The organism is Labrys okinawensis (genome assembly GCF_047345005.1).
Taxonomy (GTDB): domain Bacteria; phylum Pseudomonadota; class Alphaproteobacteria; order Rhizobiales; family Labraceae; genus Labrys; species Labrys okinawensis.
This window is the reverse complement of the sequence record NZ_CP178864.1, coordinates 756,786-779,488: the sequence shown is the minus strand read 5'-3', so window position 1 is coordinate 779,488 and position 22,703 is coordinate 756,786. Positions and strand designations below refer to the sequence as shown.

24 protein-coding genes are annotated in these 22,703 nt (G+C 63.7%); 8 read left to right on the top strand and 16 right to left on the bottom strand.

Translation table 11 applies throughout. The features are described from left to right. Positions 1–80: 80 nt before the first annotated feature. Both ACMDCR_RS03780 and ACMDCR_RS03775 read right to left on the bottom strand, forming a co-directional pair. Positions 81–923, bottom strand: a complete 843-nt coding sequence (locus ACMDCR_RS03780) for a hypothetical protein (RefSeq protein WP_413991242.1) — start codon at positions 921–923, stop codon at positions 81–83. Positions 924–932: 9 nt separating this feature from the next. Next, positions 933–1,319 carry a GntR family transcriptional regulator gene (locus ACMDCR_RS03775; protein WP_413991241.1) on the bottom strand — a complete coding sequence of 129 codons (387 nt, stop codon included), beginning with the start codon at positions 1,317–1,319 and terminating at the stop codon, positions 933–935. Between the two features lie 412 nt (positions 1,320–1,731). Between ACMDCR_RS03775 and ACMDCR_RS03770 the strand changes: the two genes are divergently transcribed. Together ACMDCR_RS03770 and ACMDCR_RS03765 are read left to right on the top strand one after the other, a co-directional pair. Further along, positions 1,732–2,508 (top strand): LON peptidase substrate-binding domain-containing protein, encoded by a 777-nt coding sequence (locus ACMDCR_RS03770; RefSeq protein WP_413991240.1) that lies wholly within the window; start codon positions 1,732–1,734, stop codon positions 2,506–2,508. Positions 2,509–2,681: 173 nt separating this feature from the next. Then, on the top strand, positions 2,682–3,485 hold the full coding sequence (locus ACMDCR_RS03765; RefSeq protein WP_413991239.1) for a MerR family transcriptional regulator: 804 nt from the start codon (positions 2,682–2,684) through the stop codon (positions 3,483–3,485). Positions 3,486–3,747: 262 nt separating this feature from the next. Here ACMDCR_RS03765 and ACMDCR_RS03760 read toward each other — a convergent pair whose 3' ends face one another. From ACMDCR_RS03760 to ACMDCR_RS03740, 5 genes are all read right to left on the bottom strand, one after another. Continuing rightward, a complete protein-coding gene (locus ACMDCR_RS03760) occupies positions 3,748–4,164 on the bottom strand; it encodes a GFA family protein (RefSeq protein WP_413991238.1) in 417 nt (138 codons plus the stop codon). Between the two features lie 171 nt (positions 4,165–4,335). Beyond that, positions 4,336–4,791, bottom strand: a complete 456-nt coding sequence (locus tag ACMDCR_RS03755; RefSeq protein ID WP_413991237.1) for a GNAT family N-acetyltransferase — start codon at positions 4,789–4,791, stop codon at positions 4,336–4,338. A 173-nt stretch (positions 4,792–4,964) separates the two neighbouring features. After that, a complete protein-coding gene (locus ACMDCR_RS03750; protein ID WP_413991236.1) occupies positions 4,965–5,390 on the bottom strand; it encodes a glyoxalase in 426 nt (141 codons plus the stop codon). Positions 5,391–5,533: 143 nt separating this feature from the next. Continuing rightward, entirely contained in the window at positions 5,534–6,391 is an 858-nt protein-coding gene (nadC, locus tag ACMDCR_RS03745) for a carboxylating nicotinate-nucleotide diphosphorylase (protein ID WP_413991235.1), read from the bottom strand. 226 nt (positions 6,392–6,617) lie between these two features. Then, positions 6,618–7,061 (bottom strand): nuclear transport factor 2 family protein, encoded by a 444-nt coding sequence (locus ACMDCR_RS03740; protein ID WP_413991234.1) that lies wholly within the window; start codon positions 7,059–7,061, stop codon positions 6,618–6,620. Between the two features lie 127 nt (positions 7,062–7,188). Between ACMDCR_RS03740 and ACMDCR_RS03735 the strand changes: the two genes are divergently transcribed. Next, complete coding sequence (locus ACMDCR_RS03735; protein ID WP_413991233.1) at positions 7,189–7,917, top strand: ArsR/SmtB family transcription factor; 729 nt, start codon at positions 7,189–7,191, stop codon at positions 7,915–7,917. 165 nt (positions 7,918–8,082) lie between these two features. Here the strand turns inward: ACMDCR_RS03735 and ACMDCR_RS03730 are convergent, their stop codons facing one another. Continuing rightward, positions 8,083–9,021, bottom strand: a complete 939-nt coding sequence (locus tag ACMDCR_RS03730) for a LysR family transcriptional regulator (protein ID WP_413991232.1) — start codon at positions 9,019–9,021, stop codon at positions 8,083–8,085. A gap of 167 nt (positions 9,022–9,188) precedes the next feature. Here ACMDCR_RS03730 and ACMDCR_RS03725 point away from each other — a divergent pair, with 167 nt between their 5' ends. The 5 genes from ACMDCR_RS03725 to ACMDCR_RS03705 all read left to right on the top strand — a co-directional run bounded on the left by ACMDCR_RS03725 (position 9,189) and on the right by ACMDCR_RS03705 (position 14,671). Continuing rightward, a complete protein-coding gene (locus ACMDCR_RS03725; protein WP_413991231.1) occupies positions 9,189–10,586 on the top strand; it encodes an MFS transporter in 1,398 nt (465 codons plus the stop codon). Positions 10,587–10,682: 96 nt separating this feature from the next. Further along, positions 10,683–12,020 (top strand): amidase, encoded by a 1,338-nt coding sequence (locus ACMDCR_RS03720; RefSeq protein WP_413991230.1) that lies wholly within the window; start codon positions 10,683–10,685, stop codon positions 12,018–12,020. A 27-nt stretch (positions 12,021–12,047) separates the two neighbouring features. Continuing rightward, on the top strand, positions 12,048–13,007 hold the full coding sequence (locus ACMDCR_RS03715) for a glutathione S-transferase C-terminal domain-containing protein (RefSeq protein WP_413991229.1): 960 nt from the start codon (positions 12,048–12,050) through the stop codon (positions 13,005–13,007). 30 nt (positions 13,008–13,037) lie between these two features. Then, the gene (locus tag ACMDCR_RS03710) at positions 13,038–13,760 is read left to right on the top strand and encodes a glutathione S-transferase family protein (RefSeq protein ID WP_413991228.1); all 723 of its coding nucleotides are present in this window, start codon (positions 13,038–13,040) and stop codon (positions 13,758–13,760) included. After that, positions 13,757–14,671: a LysR family transcriptional regulator gene (locus ACMDCR_RS03705; RefSeq protein WP_413991227.1), complete on the top strand. Its 915-nt coding sequence runs from the start codon at positions 13,757–13,759 to the stop codon at positions 14,669–14,671. The genes ACMDCR_RS03710 and ACMDCR_RS03705 overlap by 4 nt, the downstream gene beginning before the upstream one ends. On the opposite strand, the gene ACMDCR_RS03700 is transcribed toward ACMDCR_RS03705, so the two are convergent. From ACMDCR_RS03700 to trbE, 8 genes are read right to left on the bottom strand one after another with little or no spacing between them, the layout of a single operon-like run. Then, on the bottom strand, positions 14,638–14,892 hold the full coding sequence (locus ACMDCR_RS03700; protein ID WP_413991226.1) for a DUF2274 domain-containing protein: 255 nt from the start codon (positions 14,890–14,892) through the stop codon (positions 14,638–14,640). The two genes, ACMDCR_RS03705 and ACMDCR_RS03700, sit on opposite strands and share 34 nt — an antisense overlap. After that, positions 14,889–16,091: a TrbI/VirB10 family protein gene (locus ACMDCR_RS03695; protein ID WP_413991225.1), complete on the bottom strand. Its 1,203-nt coding sequence runs from the start codon at positions 16,089–16,091 to the stop codon at positions 14,889–14,891. The genes ACMDCR_RS03700 and ACMDCR_RS03695 overlap by 4 nt, the downstream gene beginning before the upstream one ends. Next, on the bottom strand, positions 16,088–17,161 hold the full coding sequence (gene trbG, locus ACMDCR_RS03690) for a P-type conjugative transfer protein TrbG (RefSeq protein WP_413991224.1): 1,074 nt from the start codon (positions 17,159–17,161) through the stop codon (positions 16,088–16,090). Before trbG ends, ACMDCR_RS03695 begins: the two co-directional genes overlap by 4 nt. Beyond that, positions 17,158–17,847, bottom strand: a complete 690-nt coding sequence (trbF, locus tag ACMDCR_RS03685; RefSeq protein ID WP_413991223.1) for a conjugal transfer protein TrbF — start codon at positions 17,845–17,847, stop codon at positions 17,158–17,160. Before trbF ends, trbG begins: the two co-directional genes overlap by 4 nt. Before the next feature lie 2 nt (positions 17,848–17,849). Next, complete coding sequence (trbL, locus tag ACMDCR_RS03680) at positions 17,850–19,196, bottom strand: P-type conjugative transfer protein TrbL (protein WP_413991222.1); 1,347 nt, start codon at positions 19,194–19,196, stop codon at positions 17,850–17,852. Next, on the bottom strand, positions 19,193–19,522 hold the full coding sequence (gene trbK-alt, locus ACMDCR_RS03675) for a putative entry exclusion protein TrbK-alt (protein ID WP_413991221.1): 330 nt from the start codon (positions 19,520–19,522) through the stop codon (positions 19,193–19,195). The genes trbL and trbK-alt overlap by 4 nt, the downstream gene beginning before the upstream one ends. 8 nt (positions 19,523–19,530) lie before the next feature. After that, complete coding sequence (gene trbJ / locus ACMDCR_RS03670; protein WP_413991220.1) at positions 19,531–20,268, bottom strand: P-type conjugative transfer protein TrbJ; 738 nt, start codon at positions 20,266–20,268, stop codon at positions 19,531–19,533. Beyond that, a complete protein-coding gene (trbE, locus tag ACMDCR_RS03665) occupies positions 20,265–22,703 on the bottom strand; it encodes a conjugal transfer protein TrbE (protein WP_413991219.1) in 2,439 nt (812 codons plus the stop codon). The genes trbJ and trbE overlap by 4 nt, the downstream gene beginning before the upstream one ends.

Genomic DNA, 22,703 nt, shown 5'->3' with positions numbered 1-22,703 from the left:
GATGCTCCATTGGGGGAGCTTGCCCCCCTGCGGCGCCGAAGAGTGAGGGTACCCCATCGCGATCATGGCGGAGCCGCCGCTCAGGAAGCTGGGATGGAGGCGGGCCCATCGGCTTCGGCCTGCCGCCGCAGCGCGAACAGCATCATGGACGTGCAAAGCATGATGATCACAACATAAGCACTCATCGCGAACGGTACCCATCTCGCCAGATGCAGCAGGTTAAGCGTGGCGATGAGGGATAGGTACACGATAGCGACGGTGTTGACGTAGAGGGCGATTTTTACCTGCACCTCCACCGCCAACATGCGATAGGGGCGCGTTTCGAGCGGCCACTTTCTTCTGCGATACAGAAGCCAATACACGACAAACGCGATCAGGGTCGAAACCAGCATAACGTTGAGCAAGAGGCTGTGGCCGATAGATCCCGCAACCGGATGCTGCGCGACATAGATCATGAACGCCCCGAACGGGACATAACCAACGGCGGCGAGGAAAACAGTGAATGGCGAGACAATATCGAAAAACCCACGGCGCTGCAGACTGGCCGTCCGCTTGGTCTGCGGCGGCGAGCGCAAGAGCGCCCTCCTTTTGATCGATGCTGCAATCAATGAAACGAGGACAGACGGCAATATTTGCACGATGGTATACTCGGCGAGCAGGCGTAGCGCCGGACCGACACTCCAGTCATCAGGGCTTTGCGTATGGTAGAACAGCCAGCCCAGCAGGACCACGCCGAGCACCGCGACGCCGGTGTTCGCCGCGCGGTACAGGCCCAGAAAGCGCTCGCGGGATTTACCGTCCCAGCCCGGAATGTGTGCTTCCGCCTTAGCGCGAACGTATCGTGTGAACCAGGCCGCATGAAGCACGGACACGGCCAGTATCTGCACGGCGAACGCTCCAAAGAACGCATAGGCTTCAGTCATGAAAGCACCTCATTTCGTCCACGCATGCCGGCTGATGGCGCCAGCGAGCGCGTTGCGGATTTCCGAATCGGTCACGCCGGCGTCGCGCAACTCGGCGACGGTTTCGGTAAGCTTGCGCAGCGCCCATTCCTGCAGGTTGATTGTGCAGTTCGCCTTGGCCCTGGGGTGGACATAGGTGCCCCGATAGCCCTTAGTTTCGATGATCGAATCCCGTTCCAGCAGCTTGTAGGCCTTGGCCACCGTCTTGCTGTTGAGCTCCAGATCGTTGGCGAGCTGACGAATCGAAGGCAGCGCGTCGCCCGCCTTCAGCACGCCGGCCGTGACCGCAGCCTTGATCTGTTCGATGAGCTGCTCGAACTGCGGCACGGGGCTGTCGATGTCGATAGTGATGTCCATCAGGGTCGATAGATATGTACCACTTGACCCCAAGGTACAACTGGTTCATGCACCTTGCAACGCTCTATCGTCGAGCGCTTGCATGGGGAGCGTGGGCGGCGAGCCAACCCATCAACGCGCGGGAAGTCCTGCGCCCAGATTCCCTGACGCCCCACGGTTATCGATCTGTTGCCGCAAGATGGGATGGTCGGAACTCCGACGCGCGGAAATTCCGTTGACAGTGAAGTCTGCCCGCTCCAAATTTGACCTCGGTTGATACGACCTGCCGCTTGCGCCCATTGGGTATGGTGAACGTATCGCATCGATCGTGACCCCCTTTGTCCTAAGCGGACGGGTCAGCAACGCAAGCGCCTGATCATCTCGTCCGCTTATGCAAAGGTGATCTATGCGAGATTTTCGCGACGCTAAGGCTATGGCGCAGGCCCTTCGCGCAGAACTTGCCCCAAAGCTTGCAACCCTCAGCCACTCAGAATGCCTCGAAATCACGGCCCGAATTTTCGGCGCAAAGGACTGGAACGTCTTATCGGCCGCTATTGAGGCTGCTTCTGCTTCGCGGGCAGTCGCTGCGGTTGCGGCTGACAATTGGTCCGGTCCGCTCCTCCTCAGCCGCGATTTTGTCCTGTTTCCGAAACAGACAGCGCCGTTGTTCGTTGCGCGCGAGATGTCCAAAAGGGCAATGGCCGAGGCGAGCCGCGGCGGATTCGAGGTCCTGCTCGTGGCTCAGAAGGAGCCCCAGGAGGAAGATCCAGGCCAGGACAACATCTACGGTATCGGGGTCGTTGCTGACGTCTTGGAGGTAGCGAACGCGACGCCCGATGGAAGCATGAAGCTGACCCTGCGGGGGAGGCAGCGTGCGAAAGTCGTCGCCATTGTCGACGAGGGTGGGCGCCGTTATGCGAAAGCCCAACTGGTTCGGAGCAATCCCGTTGACGAGGCCATGGCGGCGACGCAAGTAAGGGCGGCTGTTGAAGCGTTCAACGCCTTCACGACAAGTGAGCACTTTCGCAATCTAAGTGCCGATCTGCAATCCCGACTCACGATCCGTGCAGAGAAGACGACGCAACCGGGCGCACTCGCCGATCTGATCGCGCAATTAGCTCTGGGGTCGGTGGCGGAAAAGCAATCTGTGCTCGAGACAGAAGACGAATTACTACGCCTCGATGCTGCCGTCCTCTTGCTAAAGGCATAAGGCCGCCGGCCCGCCTTTGTTTTCCTAGCTGAACAGGGAAGTCATGGCGGATATCGGCTGAAGAGCCCGAGCCGCCATGACCGTCAGCAAGTGCAAAATCCTCTAGACTAGCTCTTGCATCGGACCCTGGGGCCGCCCTTACAGAGGCACGGGTCCAGAACGGAAGGTCGGGTATGGGCGGCGAAAAGGAGCAATGGTTCGGTCCCGGGGAGACGGCCCGGCGGCTCGGCGTCACCACCAAGGCGCTCAGAGTCTATGAGCGGGAGGGGCTCGTTGTCCCTCACCGCGCTGAGTCGAGGTGGCGCCTATACGGCCCAACTCAAATCGCCCGCTTGCACCAGATCATCGTGCTTCGTGATCTCGGCCTACCCCTCAAATCGATCAAGAACCTTGTCGGGAGCCATTCCCGGCTTCGGGATATTTTGCGACTGCAACGCGAAACCCTGGAGTCCCAACAAGACAAGATCAGGCGCGCGATCGTCCTCGTAGAGGTGGCGCAACGCCAGCTCTACGAGGGGCGAGACCTTTCTCTGGACGAGCTCGTAATCCTCACCAAGGAGACTCTCGTGCAACAATCCACCGATAAAAAGAAATTCCTCGCAAGATTCGAAGCCGTGATCGCGGAACAGGACCCCACCGGGCAGGCAGGCCGCACCTTTGACGGGATAAAGAAAGATTATGGCGACGATGCCCATAAGGCTGCGCTGAAAGCTATGATGGCGGAAGCCAGTCGGTTGAAAGAGGCGGGAGATGTGAATTCCGAGGCCGCCAAGGAGTTCGTTCGGCGTATCCGGTCCCGTACCGCCGGCATCAGGCATTCTACCCCAAAGGCCGAGCAAGAGCAGATACGCAATGCGTATGCCAAAACGCTCGCCGAGGCACAGGCGAGGTCCGAGCCCCTCTCGTTCGATCCAGCGGTCCTGGAGTTTATCCAGCAGGTCGCGGCGGGAATGAAGGAACGCGGCGAGTTGGACTGACCTAGCCTCAACAGACTCCGGAGCGTCGCCTCGGCGCCCGGAGTTCAGCTTTGAGTTGAAGCTGGCCTTTCAGCGGCACACCCTTCTGTAATCGGATCGCCCGTGTCAAGCACCGTAAGCGTCCGGGCCGGCCCGTCTGGTCTCTGGCGGTAATGATCAGGGATGTTGGCCTTCTCTCAAGAGTCCTTCCTTAGACTCCAGAAGCAGGCTTTATGAGCGAAGTTGAGATCGTCGTACGCCGGCTGAGGTGGAGCGTGTCGGCTCAAGCCGTCATCTGCGAGATGAACTCAGCGACGGGCGGGTGCTCGGGCCACATCGGAGTCCCGGGCGGAATCTCAATGCCGGCTGCCTTGCGCTTGGCCCAGACGTGAGCGACCACCTCCAATTCGTTGCTTCGATCCAGTGTGCCAGCGAACATCATGAGGAGCCCGGGCATTGCGCCGAGTGGCGCGAAGATCCGAACGAAGCAGGTCGGGCAGAGACGCTCCTCCTCATAGAGCATCGTTTGGCCGGTCAACGCCAGCCGATCCTCCGGCAGGAAGAAGTGAAGACTGAACGCGCTCCCCGAGCTGGTCTGGCAGTCCAGGCAGTGACAGGCGTAGACCTTCGGCAGCCGCTCCAGCTGCAGCAAGTAACGCAGCTGCCCACATCGGCAGCCACCCTCGATCACATTGGTCATGCACATTTCCTCGAAGCGGTTTGCATGGGGCCTTATCGGTCACTTAATCAATGGGTTGCGGGGACACGATACCCGATCCTACTGGCCCGACGGAAGGCGGCCAGCTGACGCCACAAATCAAACTGCGTCACGAGCCTGAAACGCTGAGGATCGGACGCTCCTGGCAGCGGATCAGCGGACGATTTCGTTCCATCGGTAAAGCACGTCCGCCTCCTGCTCTTCGTTGCCTGAACCGTCGGTCACTTCGATCGCCGCAAAGCCATGACGTTCGTAGAACCGACGTGCGCCCGCATTCCGCTGGAACGTCCAGAGACTCAAGCTCTCCGACCTGGACTTTGCAAAATCAAGAAGCGCAGTCCCGGCGCCGAGGCCTTGTGCTTGGGGTAAGACGTACATTTGATCGATCCAGCCTGGGCGGAAGGCGATGATTCCGACGAGGTTGTCGCAAACTAGCGCGCCCCAGACCTGACACGCCGAGAACACCTGCTCTCGGTAGTAGGTCCGATCCTCCTCAGGCGTGTGCAGACCCGATAGCCAGGGAAGCCGGTCATCGAAGGACGTTCGGTGGATGACCGCAGCCTGATCCATGTCACGGAGGGCCAATTGCGTCAGCGTCAATTCGCTCATAGGGGGCCTATCTCCGTGCCCGGCCAGTCCTTCCTCACAGTCCTCGTTCACTTGGGCCGAGGGCGGAGTCGGAGCGCGTTCCCATCAGCGGACCTTTTCCACAAGCATGCCCTTGACCAGGCGGCCCGGGAGCGGCGACGGGGTATCTCCTCGGTCGTCTTAGCTGATTGCGGCTATTTGTTCTCGGCCGTTTCGGCTGGATTGTCGCCATCAAGGGATGACTTCTGCATCAGGCGAGACGGCCAGCCGACGCGGACAAGCATGCCGTCCGGACCTGCGATCCCCGCTTCATAAAGACCCCACTCACGATGACGAAGAACGCCGCCTGGACGGATGATCAGATCGCCGACCAACGCAGCAATGGCATCTACCTCGGGTGTTCGGATGAAGACGCCGAAGGGGTTATGCTCCTCCGGAACCCGCCACGGACCGGACCCCGCTTGGGTGAGGTTCACTTCACAGCCCCAACCTGTCATTATGACATAATGCGCGTCGCCCCCGACGCGGGTGAAACCTAACCGCTCCCAGAATGGTATAGCGGCCGGAAGGTCATTGTGCGGGACAATGGCGAATGCGCCTACCGTTTCGGGGATCGGCATTTTGTATCTCCTCGGTTCTGAGACGAGTGCGGCTCACGAAGAATACATCTCGCCGAAAGACGTAAAGGGGAGCGAGAGGGGCCAAAGCATTTCGCTTCACGAAGTGCGTCTTCCATCAAAAACGCGCCCTCGCATAAATCCCATCACACCAGCTCGAAATCCAGCCCGATATCCGCCGCGGGCGCGCTTTGCATCAGCCGCCCGACTGAGACGTAATCCACTCCGCTCGCAGCGATCGCGCCGATGTTATCGAGCCGCACGCCGCCGCTGGCCTCGGTTGCCGCACGGCCCGCCACCAGCGCCACTGCCTCGGCCAGCATCGTCGGCGCCATATTGTCGAGCAGGATTTGCGTGGCGCCGGCCACGATCGCCGGCTCGATCTGGTCGATCCGATCGACCTCGCAGATAATCCGCTCGACGCCCGCCGCCTTGGCCCGCGCCACCGCCGGCCCGACGCCGCCTGCCACCGCGACATGGTTGTCCTTGATCATCACCGCGTCCCACAGGCCCATCCGGTAGTTGGTCGCGCCGCCCATCCGCGTCGCGTATTTTTCCAGCGCGCGCAGGCCGGGGATGGTTTTGCGGGTATCGAGCAGCGTGGCGTGGCCGTTCATGGCGTCCACATAGGCGCGCGTCATCGTCGCGATGCCCGAGAGGTGCTGGACGGTATTGAGAGCGTTGCGCTCGGCGGTGAGCAGGGCGCGGGCGTTGCCGGCGATCCGCATCAGCGCGGTTCCGGGAGTGACGCGCTGGCCATCCTGCACAAGCATTTCGATCTCACACGCCGGGTCGAGATGGCGAAAGAACGCGGCGGCCAAAGGTAGCCCTGCGACGGTGATCGCCTCGCGGGTGTCCATCACCCCGGCAAAGCGCGCGTCCGCCGGGATGACGCTCTCTGCGGTGACGTCGCGCCCGCCACCGGGAAGTCCAATGCCGAGGTCTTCGGATAGCGTGGTGGTGATAAAGGCAGCTAGGTCGAAGCCGGGGAGGGTGAAAGACATGTGCGCGTGCCTAAAGGGGATTAAGGGAAAGATGCAAGGGTGAGTCCTTGGAATGGCGCATTTCGTGAAGCGAAATGCTTTGGAACCATCCTCTTCTAGCTCTGATCAGTGAGTCCTGAGCCTAACTAAGCCATCGGTACGGAGTATCGCTGCGAAAGCTTCTGGATGCATCCTTTCCATCGCGCCGGCTCGGAGCAGATCGTGCGCGGTGCCGGGATCCACGCCGTCATGGCCGCGCCTCGCCCCGGCCGGCGTTCAAGGCGGCAACGAGGGATTGGAAACCCGCCCATCCCCAGTAGACTCGGTGATGGGCGATCAGCCCGCCCGCGACATCCATGACTTCGACCAGATCCACCTGATCGCCCGCGGGTGTTTCGCGCGGATACTCCCAGGTCAGTTGTCGTCCGTTGGAAAAGAACAGGCCCGTGCGATACCAGCGACTGAGCTCATTTCCGAGCTTGCGAAGCCCCGCCTCGAAAAACGGTCTGATCTCGCACTTGCCTCGTAAAATCCCCTGCGTCCGATCGGTCAGGGTGACGAGGATCAGCGGTGTTTCCAGAATGGCGTCCTCGGCATAAAGCTCCATCAGGCGGTCAAGGTCGCGCGCAACGATCGTCTCGTGCCATCGATCGTAGATATGGCGGATCTGTTCGTCGGTGTTTTCGGTCACGGGCGGGTTCCGGGTCGATTTCTGACACCCGCACCTTAGAGGTTGGGCTCGGCCGGATGCTTCGATGCTGGTCGAATCATGCGGACATCCATCGTGTTAGGGTGGCGTGCTTAGGGAGACTCCAACCATGGGACCGCAGCCGAACATCGCCTCGGCGGCCTTTTTGATCGCCGATCCGACCCGGGCCGCCATGCTCATCGCCCTGCTCGACGGGCGGGCGCGGCCGGCCGGCGAGTTGGCCTATGCCGCCGGGGTTACGGCCCAGACGGCGAGCGCCCACCTTGGCAAGCTGCGAGCCGGAGGGCTTTTGGCGGTCGAGGCCGAGGGACGCCATCGCTACTACCGATTGGCGGGTCCGCATATTGCAGCGCTGCTCGAGACCCTCGCGACCATCAGCCCGGAGGCGGCCGTTCGCCGAAAGGCGCTGACCCGCGAGGCGCAAAGGCTCCAGTTCGCGCGCTGCTGTTACGATCATCTGGCGGGCCGCCTCGGCGTCGAGGTCGCTTGCGCTCTGCAGACGCGCGGACTTCTTGTAGCGGGCGCGGACAAGCAGTTCGAGGTGACGCCCGCGGGCGCCCAATGGTTCGGCGCCATGGGGCTGGATGTGACGAAGATCAAGCCGAACCGGCGTGGCCTGGCCCGGCAATGCCTCGATTGGACGGAGCGGCGATATCACCTTGCCGGCCCGCTCGGTGTCCAGTTTACGAGCCTGCTTGGCGCTAAAGGATGGATAAGGCGGTCGGCCTGTTCCCGAGCGGTCGAGGTGACGCCGGAGGGGTGGATCGGTCTCAGGCGACACCTTGGCATGCAGCCGGCCATGGACGCGTCGGGCTCCAACGTACGCCTGGACCCTTGAGCCAGATCGGGTTGCGGGTAGAGAGCTGGTTCTCGGCGTCCTTGGCCAAGGCGATCATGCGGTCCGCCCAGCGCGTCTTTGCCTCGTTAGCGGCCACGGTCAGTTGTCCTTCTCCATGAGATGCCTGTGATAGGAGCACAGCGCGCGATCCGGTCCGCATCGTCGTCAACAAGCTCCCCTACCGCTAGATATCTCTCGCCGAGGGCGGGGAGACGAGGCGTTGGTTTGTCTCCCCTCAAGAAGCGCACGCTCCGACGCGAACGCCTTCGCCAGGAAGTCTAGCGTGGCGCGGATGCGGGCAGTGCGTTTGAGATCGTCATGGGTGAGCAGCCAAAGCGCCGACCTTGGCTCCGCCAACGTCTTCGGTGTGAGACGGCGCAGCCCGGAAGCAGGGTCCCCCAGATAACAGGGGAGCAAGGCAAGCCCCAGTCCGGCAAGCGCTGCGTCCCTTAGGGCCGGCAGCGCGTCGACGCGGCAGGCGATGCGCGCCGTGCGCAGGTTCTCGTGGATCCAGCGGCCGATGACAGTGCTTGCCAGCGCGTCGTCGAGCGCGATCCAGTCATGAGCCGACAGCTCCGTCTCTTGGCGCTGGGATAGGTAGACATTCGATCCATAAATCGCGTGGGAGATGTCCGCAACGCGCCGCCCCACCAGGATCTCGGGCGGATCCGGTGTGGGTCGGATCGCGATCTCCGCCTCCCGGCGGCTGAGGTTCGCCATCACATTCGAGATGGCGACCTCGACCTGAATTTCGGGATGGAGCTCGCGCATCGCCGGGAGGTGGCGCATGAGGATCGTGCCAAGCGTATCTGTCGTGGTGATCCGAACGACACCCGAAGGCCTCAGGTCCTGGCCGGAAAGCCGTCGTTCTAGTGTTAGCACCTCGTCTTCAAGACGGGCCGCTGTCTCGGCTGCGCTCTCGCCAGCCGGCGTCGGCACATAACCGTCACGGAAGCGCTCGAATAGCCGAACCCCAATCTGTTCCTCGATCGCGCCCAGGCGACGGAACACGGTCGAGTGTGTGACGCTCAGCTGCCGTGCGGCTCCCGAGAGGGTGCCCTCCCGGACGACGGCGAGCACGAGGCGTAAATCGTCCCAGTTCATATCTGTCCATTTCTGCAAATGGCGCTTGCTGAAATATAGAATGGCTGTTCTCACATGAACAGCCAAAATCCGGTGATGGACAAGCGCCGGAGGCAAGCATGCAGGTTGAGGCAGCCCCAATAACGACAACGCCGGCCGACCAGGCGGCTGGCGACCCGCAGCGATGGTTGGCCCTGCCGATCCTGCTTATTGGCGCATTCCTCCCGGTCCTCGACTTCAACGTGGTCAACCTGGCTCTACCGGCTATCCGTCAGAACCTCGGCGCGTCCTCAAGCGAGGTCGAGTTCATCATCTCGGCCTATGCGGCGACTTACGCCGTGTTCCTCATTACCGGGGGACGTCTGGGCGACCTGTTCGGCCGCAAGCGCATGTTCATGTTGGGCGTCGCCGGTTTCACGCTCACGTCCCTGCTGTGCGGAATTGCGTGGTCGCCGACTGTGCTCATCGCGGGCCGCATCCTGCAGGGACTCACCGCCACGGCGATGGCGCCGCAGGTGCTCGCGTCGATCCGCGTCCTGTTCCCCACCGCCGAGCAGGCACGCGCGCTGGCGTTCTATGGGGCCACCTTTGGACTCGCTAACATCTGCGGCCAGGTGCTGGGCGGCGTTCTCATTTCGACGCATCCCTTCGGCTTCGCCTGGCAGGCAATCTTCCTCATCAATCTACCGATCGGCCTAGTCGCGCTGGCTGGCAGTGCCATCGTACTCCGCGACACCCACGCTGAGCATGCGCAGCAGCTCGATCTCGGTGGCGTCGCGCTCCTGTCGCTGAGTCTCGCGCTGCTCGTCTATCCGCTCGTCGAGGGTCGTGAAGCCGGCTGGCCAGCTTGGATGATAGCCATGCTGGCGGCGTGCCCCATTCTCCTGTTCGCTTTCGTGCAGTTCGAGGCGCGTCTTTCCACCCGAGGCGGGCATCCTCTCGTCGCCTTGTCGCTGTTTCGCAACAGCGGGTTTGTGGCCGGCCTGATTATGGCCCTGGCCTTCTACATGCACTCAGCGTTCTACCTGACCTTCGCGGTCTATCTGCAAAACGGCCTTCACAAATCACCGATGGACGCCGGCATCGCCACACTGCCTTTTGCAGTCGGCTATTTCGTCAGCTCGCTTTTCTCCTCCCCCGTGATGCAGCGTCTTGGCGTCCGCGCTCTGACACTCGGCTTCGTCCTCGAGATCATCGGCTTCGGCGTGATCCTGCTCGCAGTTGAACGGGTGCTGCCCAATGATCTCGAGATCGGTCTCGTGGTTGCAGGTCTTGGCTTCGGCATCGTGATGCCCTCGGTCATCAAGGCGGTCCTCGGTAGCGTCGACCAGCGTCATGCAGGCCTCGCCTCCGGGATGGTCATTTCCACGCTACAGATCGGCGCGGCGCTTGGTGTCGCCATCGTCGGCGGCGTTTTCTATCGCGCGCTCGGAAGCGAACAGACGATCGGCGCTTACGCACATGCCTTTGCGCTCGCCCTCGGCTGCAACATCGCCCTGATCACGCTCGCGGCGCTCCTCTCCCTGTGGCTCGCGGCTCACCAATCGAGCGCCGCGCGCGCCGTGCCGGCGCCGAAGCCCCTCTAAGTCCTAACCTCCAACTCGTCCGAGGCTCCTCAAATGACAACCTACATGCACTACACCACACTCCTCGAAGCCGCCTCCGCCCTCCGATCGCGAAAGGTGTCGGCCGTCGAGCTGACGCGGGCCTTGCTGGATCGGATCGCGAAGATCGATCCATCGCTCCATTCGTACGCAACGGTTACTCCTGATCTCGCCTTGAAGCAGGCTGAGGCCGCTGATGCTGCGATCGCCGCTGGAGACTATCGCGGGCCTCTGCATGGCATCCCCATCGCCGTCAAAGACATCTTCGACGCAGCCGGCGTGGTGACCGCCGCCGGCATGACGATCTACGCCGACAACGTACCCGATCACGATTCAACCGTGGTGAAGCGCTTGCGTGATGCGGGAGCGGTGCTGCTGGGCAAGCTCCAAAACACCGAGGGCGCCTTCGTCAGCCATCATCCGAAGATCACGCCACCCCGCAATCCCTGGAATGCGGACTATTACGCAGGAGCCTCTTCGAGTGGGTCCGGCGTCGCGACCGCAGCCGGCCTGTGCTTCGGTTCTCTTGGGAGCGACACAGGCGGCTCGATTCGATTTCCGTGCGCAGCCAATGGCATCACCGGGCTCAAGCCAACATGGGGCCGGGTCAGCCGTTACGGCGCCTTCGCGCTCGCCGAAAGCTCGGATCATGTCGGGCCGATGACGCGTTCCGCTGCCGACGCCGGCGTCATACTCGGTGTGATCGCCGGCCGGGACAGTAAAGATCCCACGACGTTGATCGCACCCGTCCCGGATTATCTCGCCGAGCTCGATACAGGTATTCGTGCGGTCCGCATCGGGATAGACGCCGCTTACAACGAGACTGGTTGTGATGCCCAGACTGTCGCGGCGGTACGCGAAGCCAGAAAGGTCTTCGAAAGCCTGGGTGCGACCATCAAAGAGGTAGCGCTGCCAGACCCCAGTGGGGTGATGGTAACGACCGCTTGGGGAACCATCTGCGCTCCAGAAACCGCGATCGCACACAAGGCGACTTACCCGGAGCGCTCATCCGAATATGGCGGCCTTCGAAATCTCATTGAGACAGGCCGCGCTGCTTCCGGCATGGAAGTCATGGAGGCGCATCACAAGCGCCTTGCCTTCACCGGCAACCTCGCCGCTCTGTTTGCTGACATCGATCTCCTACTGATCCCGACACAGACGCACGCCGATTTTACGGTCGCGCAGGAGCAGGAGCTCTTTGCCACGGCCGAAGGCCTTTCGGACTTTGTCCGCTTCGCCACACCCTTCGATATGTCCGGCAATCCGACGATCACCTTGCCCGGCGGTTTCACTCCGAAGGGCTTGCCGCTCTCCTTTCAGCTCGTGAGCCGCCATATCGAGGAAGCGCTGCTCGTGCGCGCCGGTCATGCCTACCAGCAAGTCACGGACTGGCATCACCGGCATCCGTCCCTTTGACGCCTGCAACAGCGAAGGTCCCCTTCGATGAAACTGATGGTCGACGGATCGTGGCGCGGCGAGGTCCCGCCAACGCCCGAGCTCGACGCACAGCGGATGATCCATGCCGGGCGCTTTCGCGACCGCATTACGTCCGATGGATCGTCCAAGTTTCCCGCGGAAGCCGGGCGCTATCATCTCTATGTCTCGCCAGCTTGCCCGTTCTCGCATCGTGTCATGGTCGTGCGGGCGCTCAAGCGGCTGGAGACCGTCGTCGGCCTCTCCGTTCTGCATCCGCTTTGGGACACGCCCGACGGCTGGGTCTTCGGGGATACTTGCCTCTCGACCGTCGATGGCACTGGCAATGGATTTCGGTGCTTGCATGAGGCCTATGGCGCCTCATCGCCAAACTACACCGGAAAAGTCACGGTCCCGGTCCTCTGGGATCAGCGTTCTCGCAGGATCGTCAGCAACGAGTCGCTGGAGATCGCATACATGCTCAATGATGCGTTCAACTCGGTGGACGCCGACAATGGTCTCGACCTGTGCCCCGCGGATCTGAAGTCCACAATGGACGGACTGAACGCGCGGATCACAAACAGCTTGGCGATTGGCGTCTACGCGGTGGCCGCAGCTCGGGACCAGCGGGAATACGATGCGGCGATGGGCGAGCTGTTCGGCTTCCTCGACGAACTCGATCGCCAGCTCGACGACGGGCGTCCCTTCCTTCTCGGCGATCGCCCGACGCTGGCGGATGTCCTGGCCTATCCGCCGCTCGCACGGTTCGACGCTGTCTATAACCCGCTGTTCCGCGCAAGCCGCAGGCGATTGGCGGACTATCCACGGCTGCCGGCGCTGGCGACGCGCATCCACAATCTGCCAGGCGTCGCTGGGACGACGCGGTACGACCACATCCTGACCCACTACTACGACGGGGATTGGGCGGTGGCGACGCGGCGCGGCATCGTTCCGGAGCTTCCCGCGACCAACTGCCTGAAGGCCGCGTGAGTGTGTGCGATCTGCTGAAGCGAGTGGACGATGAGTAGTTCCGACAGGACCCCGGCGCCAGCCGGCAAGCACACCTTCTACTACTCGCCAGGAACCTGTTCGCTCGCGCCGCACATCGTTCTTGAAGAGATCGGCGAACCCTATGAGATGATGTTGATCTCGGCATCTGGACCGCGGGAAGGCGCAGCGACGTCAACGCCGACATGGAGGGCGATCAATCCGAAGGGACGCGTGCCGGCTTTGCTCGGCGTTCCCGGTCGCATCGGCGGCGCCGACAACCTTCTCACCGAGGTGCCCGCCATTATGGCGTACCTGGCGCGAACGAATCCGGCCGCCGAACTGCTTCCATCCGATCCGGCCGCCGGAGCCAGGTGCATCGAATGGGTGAGCTGGCTGTCCTGCAATCTACACTCCATGGCCTTCGCCCAGATGTGGCGAGCACATCGGTTTACGACCGACGAGGATGGTCTTGTGGCGGTGAGAAATCGCGGCCGCGAGAACGTCTCCGAATGCTTCGCCTACATCGAGAAGCTCCTCGCCGATGGTCGAGGATGGGCAATCCCCGAGGGATATACGATCGTCGATGCCTATCTGCTCGTCTTCTACTACTGGGGCCGCTGCCGTATCAGCTTGGACATGGGCACGCTCTGTCCGGCCTGGACGCGACTGAGCGAAGTGGTTGCCGCAAGGCCGGCCGTGCAGCGCGCATTGAAGATCGAGGGGATCACGATTTTCGAGGCTGGCGGCATGTGAACATCGAGCTGCGCGACCTACAATGGGCAGTGACGGCCGCTCAACATCGGAGCCTTCGGCAGGCAGCCGAAGCTTTGAATGTCCGCCAATCTACGTTGAGCCGAAGAATTCGAGTGCTCGAAGATCGAGCCGGCGCAGCGTTGTTTGAGCGGACCAATGGAGGGACCCATCTCACAGTCGCCGGACTCGAATTCATCGAGTTCGCGCGCCGCATCCTAGAGGACACAGAAACCGCCTTTCGGAACCTACAAAGCCGGAGTCGCGGCGAGAACGGCCGGCTCACGGTAGGCGTCTATGCGTCGCTTGCTACCGGGAACATGCGAGCCACGCTCGCCGAATATCATTGCAGGTTTCCGGGCGTAGACGTCCACACGATGGACGGGTCTCACGGCCGATTGATTGGGGCGCTCGGCCGTGGCGCCGTCGATGTGGCCATCATGTCCAGATCCCAGGAGGTCTGGGACGATCGCTCCTTGTCGTTATGGACGGAGCGCGTGATCGTCGCGCTGCCTGAGCGTCACCCGCTGGCTGAGTATGAGGCGGTAAGCTGGCGGCAGCTTGCCCAGGAGCGCCTTGTCCTACCTTCGCACGGGCCGGGGCCTGAACTGGAGAGCCTGCTGGCTTCCAAGCTGAACGGAGACAGACCGAGGCGCGTGTTGCACCACGAATCGGGCCTTGATCGCCTCCTTAGCCTCGTGAGCACGGGGTATGGCGTTCTGTTGATGTTTGAGGGCGGCGCAGGGCTTAAGCACGATGGCGTCGTCTATCGCGAGATTCAGGACGGCGCCGAACCCACGCGGGTAAACTTCACGGCTTATTGGCAGCAAAAGAACGGAAATCCGACTCTGAAGCCATTCCTGGAGCTGCTGCAGGAACGCTATCCCGACCTCTCGGGCGTGCCCGCATCATGAGCCTGGTCTGATCTCTTCGCCTTCGCAAAGGCTCGGTCGGTTGCCATGAATCGCTGAAGCATCGGCACGATCAAACGAACGGGATCTGTCGATTTCTGACCGCTGGCCCGTCCGAGAACGTCGGCGTAAGCGATGAGATCGCGATGCACGTCTGCAGGAAGTTCTAGCGTAACCTTGACCGGCTTGTCGTCCACAAGCGGTCCCAGTTTGAGCTTCGTCATGGCGTTCCTCCCTTCCCGTAAGGCGCCAACACGAGGTCGCGCGTGACGATCACTCGCACCGGAAAGCCTGGGCGGATGGTTAGCGTCGGTTGGATGTTGAGCTGGCGCTGAACGATCTGCGAGCCGGTCTGGCTGATACTGTTTGATGCGCCGCTGCGGATCGCCTGCACCAGGTTGTTCTCGTCCTGGCTGGTTCCGGCTTCGGCGCCGACGCTGAGCAGAGTCGACAGTACGGCGGCCTTGAACAGCATGCCCCAGTGATTGTCGACTTCGTCCTCAAGCCCGGCATAGCCTTTAGTATCGGCGCCGGGCTGACTCTCGAGAACGATCGACGTGCCGTCCGGCATGATGACGCGCGTCCAGACGAGGAGGATGCGGCTCTGGCCGAAAGCGACCGAACTGTCGTACTGGCCGATCAGCTTCGCACCCTGCGGGATCAGGAGATACTGCCCGGTCGGGCTGTCGTAGACGGCCTCGGTGACCTGGGCGGTGATCTGGCCGGGAAGGTCAGAGCGGATTCCGGTGATGAGCGCCGCTGGGATCACCGTTCCGGCCTGCGCGACATAGGGCGAGGCCTTGGCTTCGAGACGGTCGGGGCTGACGGTGCGCTTGTCCGGCGTGGCGTTGAAGAAGGCGGTCTTGCGATCCTGCATGTTCTGCGCCGATCCGGCGTCAACAGGCGGCGCGGGCGTCGGACCGCTTTGCGTCCCCGTCGCGGGCGGAGCGACGAGACTCACCGGCTGCGGCTGTTGGTTGGTCTGGGCAAACAAGCGGCTAATGCGTGCGGCCTCGGTCTCCTGAGCAAGGCGTTGAGCCGCGGGATCAGGCGCGGCGTTCGGCACAGTCGCGTTTGGCGCCGCGCCGGCATTCAGGATAGGCTTGCCGAGATCGCCGGGCAGCGGCGGCCCGAGTGGCGGCGCCTGTCGTGGCAGGCCGGTGTAGTCCTTGGGCAGTCCGGCCAGGCCCTCAGCCGAGGGTCGGTTCTGAGTGCTGAGCAATTCCTGGCCCGACTGTCCCTTGTTGTGGGTTTGGAGGGCGTAGCCGAGCGCGCCCGCGACAGCGAGAGCCGACACGGCGCCGAGCGTGATCAGCACCTTGCGAGAGAGACGCGTGACACGCGGTCGTTCGCCTCGCAACCGCAGGTCGGGTGGCACGACCGGCGTCGGCGCCGGCTGTTGTTCTTCCGGTTCGTCCGTCATGACCGAGGCCTTCCATCGGTCCGGACGATGCGGACGCGCCGCTCGCTGTCCTTGTCGCCGAGGCGCAACTCGGCTGCGGCAAACAGGCGATCGACGATGTAGTAGTTGCCGCGAACGCGGTAGTTCACCAGTTCGGACCCGCCGGCCGGGCCAATGACGAAGAGCGGCGGCATCTCGCCCTGCCGGATGCCAGACGGGAATTCGATGAAGACCTTCTGGCCATCGTCGAAGGCGCGCAACGGCCGCCAGGCTGGATTGTCGCCCTCGATCGCATAGCGGAAGTTGATCGAAGCGAGATCGACGCCCGACGCGATCGGCGCCGCCGCTTCTGCAGAGGCGTTCTGCTGGCGCAGAGCGATGAGCTGGTCTTCGGGATACTGCCAGGAGACCGAGGCCATGTAGGTCTTCTCGGTCGAGCGCAGCTCGAGCAGGTAGGTCCGGCGATCGGTGTTGATGACGAGGTTCGTCACCAGATCCGGCCGGGTCGGTTTGACCAGGATGTGGACCTTCTTGGTCGGGCCCGCGCCGCTCTCCGTGTCGCCGATGATCCAGCGCACGGTGTCGCCGGCGGCGACCGGCCCCGTGCCGACGAGCTGCTCGCCCTCCTGAAGGGCGATGTCGGTGATCTCGCCCGGCGCCGTGTAGGCCTGATAGAGCGCACCGGCTGAATAGGGATAAACCTGCACGGCATTGATGAAGCCGTTCCGCACCGGCTGGATGCGCGCGGCGGCATTGGCCTGGTTGACGCGCACGGCGGGATCGGGAGCTTCCGGCACGGCCTTGCCTGTACTGAGCGGTTTCAACTGACCCGGTAGCGGCAGGGGTTTCGGCAGCTCGACGATCTTGACTGGCGCCGGTGGATCGACGGCGAGCTTTGCCGGCACTGCGCTGTCATAGTTGATGTCTGGCGGAATGAATCTGTGGGCACAGCCCCCGAGCGCGGAGACGGAGAGCAGCAAAGCCGTAAGGCCGGCTTTACGGAAAGACGTAGTCCCTCCTTCTCGGCTCTGTTGGGAGACTGAAAGAGGTGAAGCCGGACCGCCGGCTTCCATGGAAATCGGCGAGGTCATTGTCCCAACTCCTTCGACCAGTTGATGGCGGTGACGTAGATGCCGAGCGGATTCTTGCGGAGCGCGTCGGCGGTGGTCGGCGGCTGGATCGCGACAGTGAGGATGGCGGTCCAGCGTGAGGTCTCGGCGAGCGCGCCGTCCTCGTAGCGATGCTCGACCCACTCGACGCGGAAGCTCGACGGCGAGGCGCGGATGACGCTGGAGACGTCGATCGCGATCTGCTGCTTGCCGAGCTTGGCGAAGGGGTCGTTCGCGCGGGCATAGTCGTTGAGCGCCTGCGAGCCCGACGTGGTGGTGAAGTCGTAGGCCTGCAGCCAGTTCTGCCGCACGATGATCGGATCGGCCGGCAGCACGCGGACGATCTGGATGAAATGGGCGAGATACCAGGCGATCTCCGGATCGCTTGGCGCGTAGTCCGCGGTGGCGGGCGCGATGGCCTGGGCCTGGCCGAGCTTGTCGACCTGGACCACCCAGGGGACGATGCTGCCGTGGGTGGACTGCCAGACGAGGCCGCCAGCCAAGCCCATGGAGAGCGCCAGCGAACCGAAGGCCATCAGCCGCCAGTTCTTGGCCTGCACGCGGGCCGAGCCGATCCGCTCGTCCCACGCCTGGGCCGCGCGCTGATAAGGTGTTTCCGGTTCTGGGGTGCGGCCATAGCGCACCGACGGGCGGCGAAAGAGCGCCATTCCTATTCTCCTCCCGAGAGATCGACGGAATGGCCGCCGCCATGGCTATCGCCGGACCTGAGAGCCTGGACGGCCGCCTGTGCACCGTGGCTCATGGATTGATTGCGCCTCATGCGCTGTGCCCAGGCCGGCGGCCCGGATGAGTCCCCGCCACCGGAGGAGCCGGCGTCGGCGGTTTCTGCGCCGCCGATCGTGCCCGCCGTCGAGGAGCCGCCGGTGGCCGCGAAACTGGACCTGGCGCCGGCTGAGAAACTCTCGCGCATGGAGTTGGCGGCGCGGCGGACGGGCCCAGCGGCGCCGGACGCGGCTGCACGTCCAACACCGGCAAGACCCGCTGCGACCCCACCCGCTCCAGACCTGCCGGCCGAGGCGAGGCTGTAGGCGGAGGATGCGCCACCCGCCATCGCCGCGCCGCCACGGGCAGCAGCGGCCGTGCCGGAGGCCACCGCCATCGCTCCCCTTCCGGCTAGGCCCAGCGCGCCCACGCCGGCCATTGCCGTGCCGGCGACCGCAAGGCCGGTCCCGACGGCGGCGCCAGCCCCGAGCTGCGGAGCGCCGGACACGAGGCCCGTCGCGATTCCGGGGCCGAAGATGCCGAGACCGAGCATGGCCAACGCCGCGAGCACCACGGAGAGCGCCTGCTCGATCGTCGGCTGGCCGCCGGCATAGGTTTGGGTGAACTGCGAGAAGAGGCCTGTGCCGATGCCGACGATGACGGCCAGCACCATCACCTTCACACCGGAGGCGACGATGTTGCCAAGCACCTTCTCGGCAAGGAAGGCGGTCTTGTTGAAGAGCGCGAAGGGAATGAGGATGAAGCCGGCGAGCGTCGTCAGCTTGAACTCGATCAGCGTGACGAAGAGCTGCACCGCGAGGATGAAGAAGGCGATCAGCACCAGGAGCCACGACACCATCAGCACCGCGATCTGCACGAAGTTCGCGAAGAAGCTGGTGAAGCCCATCATCTGGCTGGCCGCGTCGAGCAGCGGCTGACCCGCATCGAGCCCGACCTGGGCGAGTTTTCCCGGGCGCAGAAAATCGGCGGTGGAGATCGATGAGCCGCCGGCCTTCAGGCCGAGCCCGGCGAAGCTGTTGAAGACGATGGCCGAGAGGCTGTTGAAGTTGGTGATGATGAAGGCGAAGAAGCCGATGTAGAGCGTCTTCTTCACCAGGCGCTGTAGGATATCCTCGTCGGCGCCCCAAGCCCAGAACAGCCCTGCCAACGTGATGTCGATGACGATGAGCGTCGACGACAGGTAGGTGACCTCGCCCTTGATCAGTCCGAAGCCGGAATCGATGTAGGTCGTGAAGGTGTTGAGGAAGGTGTCGATGACGCCGACGTTGTTCATCGCGCATCTCCTGAAGAAGGGGTGGCCGGCGCGGCGGCGCCCGGGGGCGTTTGTGGCGGCAACGGCCGCGCCGGCCTGCCGAAGAATCGCTGGCGGTTCTCCTCCCAGACCGCGACGCAATGCGGGTCTTCGGCGTCCTGAGGACCGAGCGCGCTACAACGGCGCAGCTCGGCCGAGAGGTCATCGGGTGTCGGAGCGATGGTGGTCGGCGTGGTCTCGACGGCGGGCGCCGACGGGCGCCGATTGATCGCGGCGAGAGCCGCGATGAAGCACGCGACCAGGGCGACGATCGCGGCGGCGCGGAAGATCTCCGACTTGCCCAGCATCGCGCGCCTCAGTTGCCTTTGAACATAGTGACGTTGCCGGGCTGGTAGCCGCTGCGCGTCGAGAAGTTCTTATAGTTTTGCTGACCCTGCGCCTCGGCAGCGGCTACGCGCGCTTGCTCCAGAGCATCGGCGCGGCTCTTCGCCGAAAGCACAGCCACCACGTCGGAGAGCTGCTGCGATTGGAGCGCCAGAAGCTGGTTGCCGGCCTGCGCGGCCTGCAAGGCGCCTGTCGCACTCTGGCTGGCCGTGACGAGCGAGGTCATGGCGGTGGAATTGGTCGGAATGTTGCCGACGACGCCGGCCTGAATCTTCAGGCTGTCCTCGAAGGCGCCTACCGAGTTCTGCCAGCGCTGCTGCGCGTTGGCGACCATGGCCGTGGTCGAGCCCGTGCCGGCGGCTGAGCCGTAGCTCGTCGAATAGGCCTGCTCGATGCGCTGGACGTTGAAGGCGATGTTCTGCGCCTGACCGAGTAGCGACTGGGTCTGGGCGATCGACGACTGAAGCTGCGTCAGCGTCGACATCGGCAGGTTGGCGAGATTGCGCGCCTGGTTGACCAGACTGGTCGCCTGGTTGGTCAACATCTGGATCTGATTGTTGATCTGTTGCAGTTCGCGTGCCGCAGTGAGCACGTTCTGGCTGAAGTTGGTCGGGTCGTAGACGACCCACTGCGCCGACGCGGGCGGCGCGGCGACGGCCAGGGTGAGCACGACGGCGCTTGCCGCCGCCAGATGGCGCAGCTTGATCATGATGACGTCTCCAGGTTGGTCAGGTCAGGGATGAGATCGGCGGCCCACAGAAGCTCGTGGTCCGCGAGCCAAGCGGCCGTGAAGGCATCGCGGCCGTATTCGGCGACGACGCGCTCGATCGCGGCATGGTCGGCCTTCGACGACGCCGCGCAGAAGGCGAGCGCAACCGGGCCGAGGCCCAGCTCGAACAGGCGATTGCCGCGGCGGGATTGGCAGTAGTAATCGCGCTTGGGCGCGGCGCGCGCGAGGATCTCGATCTGGCGATCGTTCAAGCCGAAGCGGCGATAGATCGCGGTGATCTGCGGCTCGATCGCGCGCTCGTTCGGCAGGAAGATGCGCGTCGGACAGCTTTCGACGATCGCCGGCGCAATATTGCTGCCGTCGATGTCGGACAGCGATTGCGTGGCGAAAACGACGGAGGCGTTCTTCTTGCGCAACGTCTTCAGCCATTCGCGAAGCTGCTGTGCAAAGGCCGGGTCGTCGAGCACCAGCCAGCCCTCGTCGATGATGAGGAGCGTCGGCCGGCCATCGAGGCGGCCCTCGATGCGATGGAACAGATAGGTCAGCACAGCGGACGCCGCGCCGGCGCCGATCAGGCCCTCGGTCTCGAAGGCCTGGACAGGTGCGGAGCCGAGCTGTTCGGTCTCGGCGTCGAGCAGCCGTCCGGAAGCGCCGCCGACGCAATATGGTTGCAGCGCTTGCTTCAGCGCCGTCGATTGCAGCAGGACAGCGAGGCCGGTGATCGTGCGTTCCTGCACCGGCGACGATGCCAGCGAGGTCAGCGCCGACCAGACGTGTTCCTTTGCGGTCGGATCGATGGTGACGCCTTCCTTCGCAAGGATTGCGGCCACCCACTCCGCCGCCCAGGCGCGCTCGGTCTGATCGTCGATTCGGGCGAGCGGCTGCAGCGACACCGAATGCTCGGAGCCGGCGGACAAGCTGCCGCCGAGATCGTGCCAATCGCCGCCCATGGCGATCGCCGCGGTGCGGATCGAGCCGCCGAAGTCGAAGGCGAAGATCTGGTTGTTGCGGTAGCGGCGAAACTGCATCGCCATCAGCGCCAGCAGCACCGATTTGCCCGCGCCGGTCGGGCCCACGATCAGCGTGTGGCCGACGTCGCCGACATGCAGGCTCAGCCGAAACGGCGTCGAACCTTCCGTCTTGCCGTAGAGCAGCGGCGGCGCCTGAAAGTGTTCATCGCGCGCCGGCCCGGCCCAGACCGCCGAGAGCGGGATCATGTGCGCCAGGTTCAGGGTCGAGACCGGCGGCTGGCGGACGTTGGCGTAAGCATGGCCGGGAATGGACCCGAGCCATGCCTCCAGCGCATTCACCCCTTCCGGCATGCAGGTGAAGTCGCGGCCCTGGATCACCTTCTCCACGAGGCGGAGCTTCTCCGCCGCGAGGCCGGGGTCCTCGTCCCAGACGGTGACGGTCGCGGTGACGTAAGCCTGGCCGACATCGTCCGAGCCCAGCTCCTGAAGCGCGAGGTCCGCGTCGGCCGCTTTGTTGGCCGCATCGGAGTCGACCAGCGTCGACGCCTCGTTGGTCATCACTTCCTTGACGATCGCGGCGATCGACTTGCGCTTGGCGAACCACTGCCGGCGAATCTTGGTCAGCAGCTTCACCGCTTCGGTCTTGTCGAGCAGGATCGCGCGGGTGGACCAGCGGTACGGGAAGGCAAGCCGATTCAGTTCGTCGAGGATGCCGGGATGGGTCACGGTCGGGAATCCAACGACGGTGAGCGTGCGAAGATGATGGGCGCCGAGGCGGGGCTCGAGGCCGCCAGCAAGCGGCTCGTCGGCGAGCAGCGCGTCGAGGTGCATCGGCGTCTCGGGGACGCGAATGCGCTGCTGCCGGGTAGAGATGGTCGAATGGAGGTAGGTCAGCGTGTCGCCGTCATCGAGCCAGGCTACCTCCGGCATGAAGCCCTCGACGAGCTGGATGACGCGGTTGGTCCGATCGACGAAGCCGCGCAGCAGTTCCCAGGGATCGACGGCGGTTTGGGCGCGGCCCTCGTAGAGCCAGCCTTCGACGCGCGAGGCGTCCTCGGCGGGGGGCAGCCAGACAAAGGTGAGGTAGTAGCGGTTCTCGAAATGCGCGCCGGCTTCCTCGAAGGCGTCCTGGCGCTCGAGATCGACAAGCGCTGAGGCCGGGTCGGGAAATCGGCTGTGCGGATAGGTCTGGGCCGCGATCCGCTGCGCCTCAACGAAGATCGCCCAGCCGGAGCCGAGGCGGCGCAGGGCATTGTTGAGTCGGGCGGTGACGCTCACCAGCTCGGCCGGCGTCGCGCTGTCGAGGTCCGGGCCGCGGAAGCGCACTGTGCGCTGGAACGAGCCGTCCTTGTTGAGGACGACGCCTTCGTCGACCAAGGCCGCCCAAGGCAGGAAGTCTGCGAGGGTCGTGGGGCGATTGCGGTATTCGGCAAGGTTTAGCAT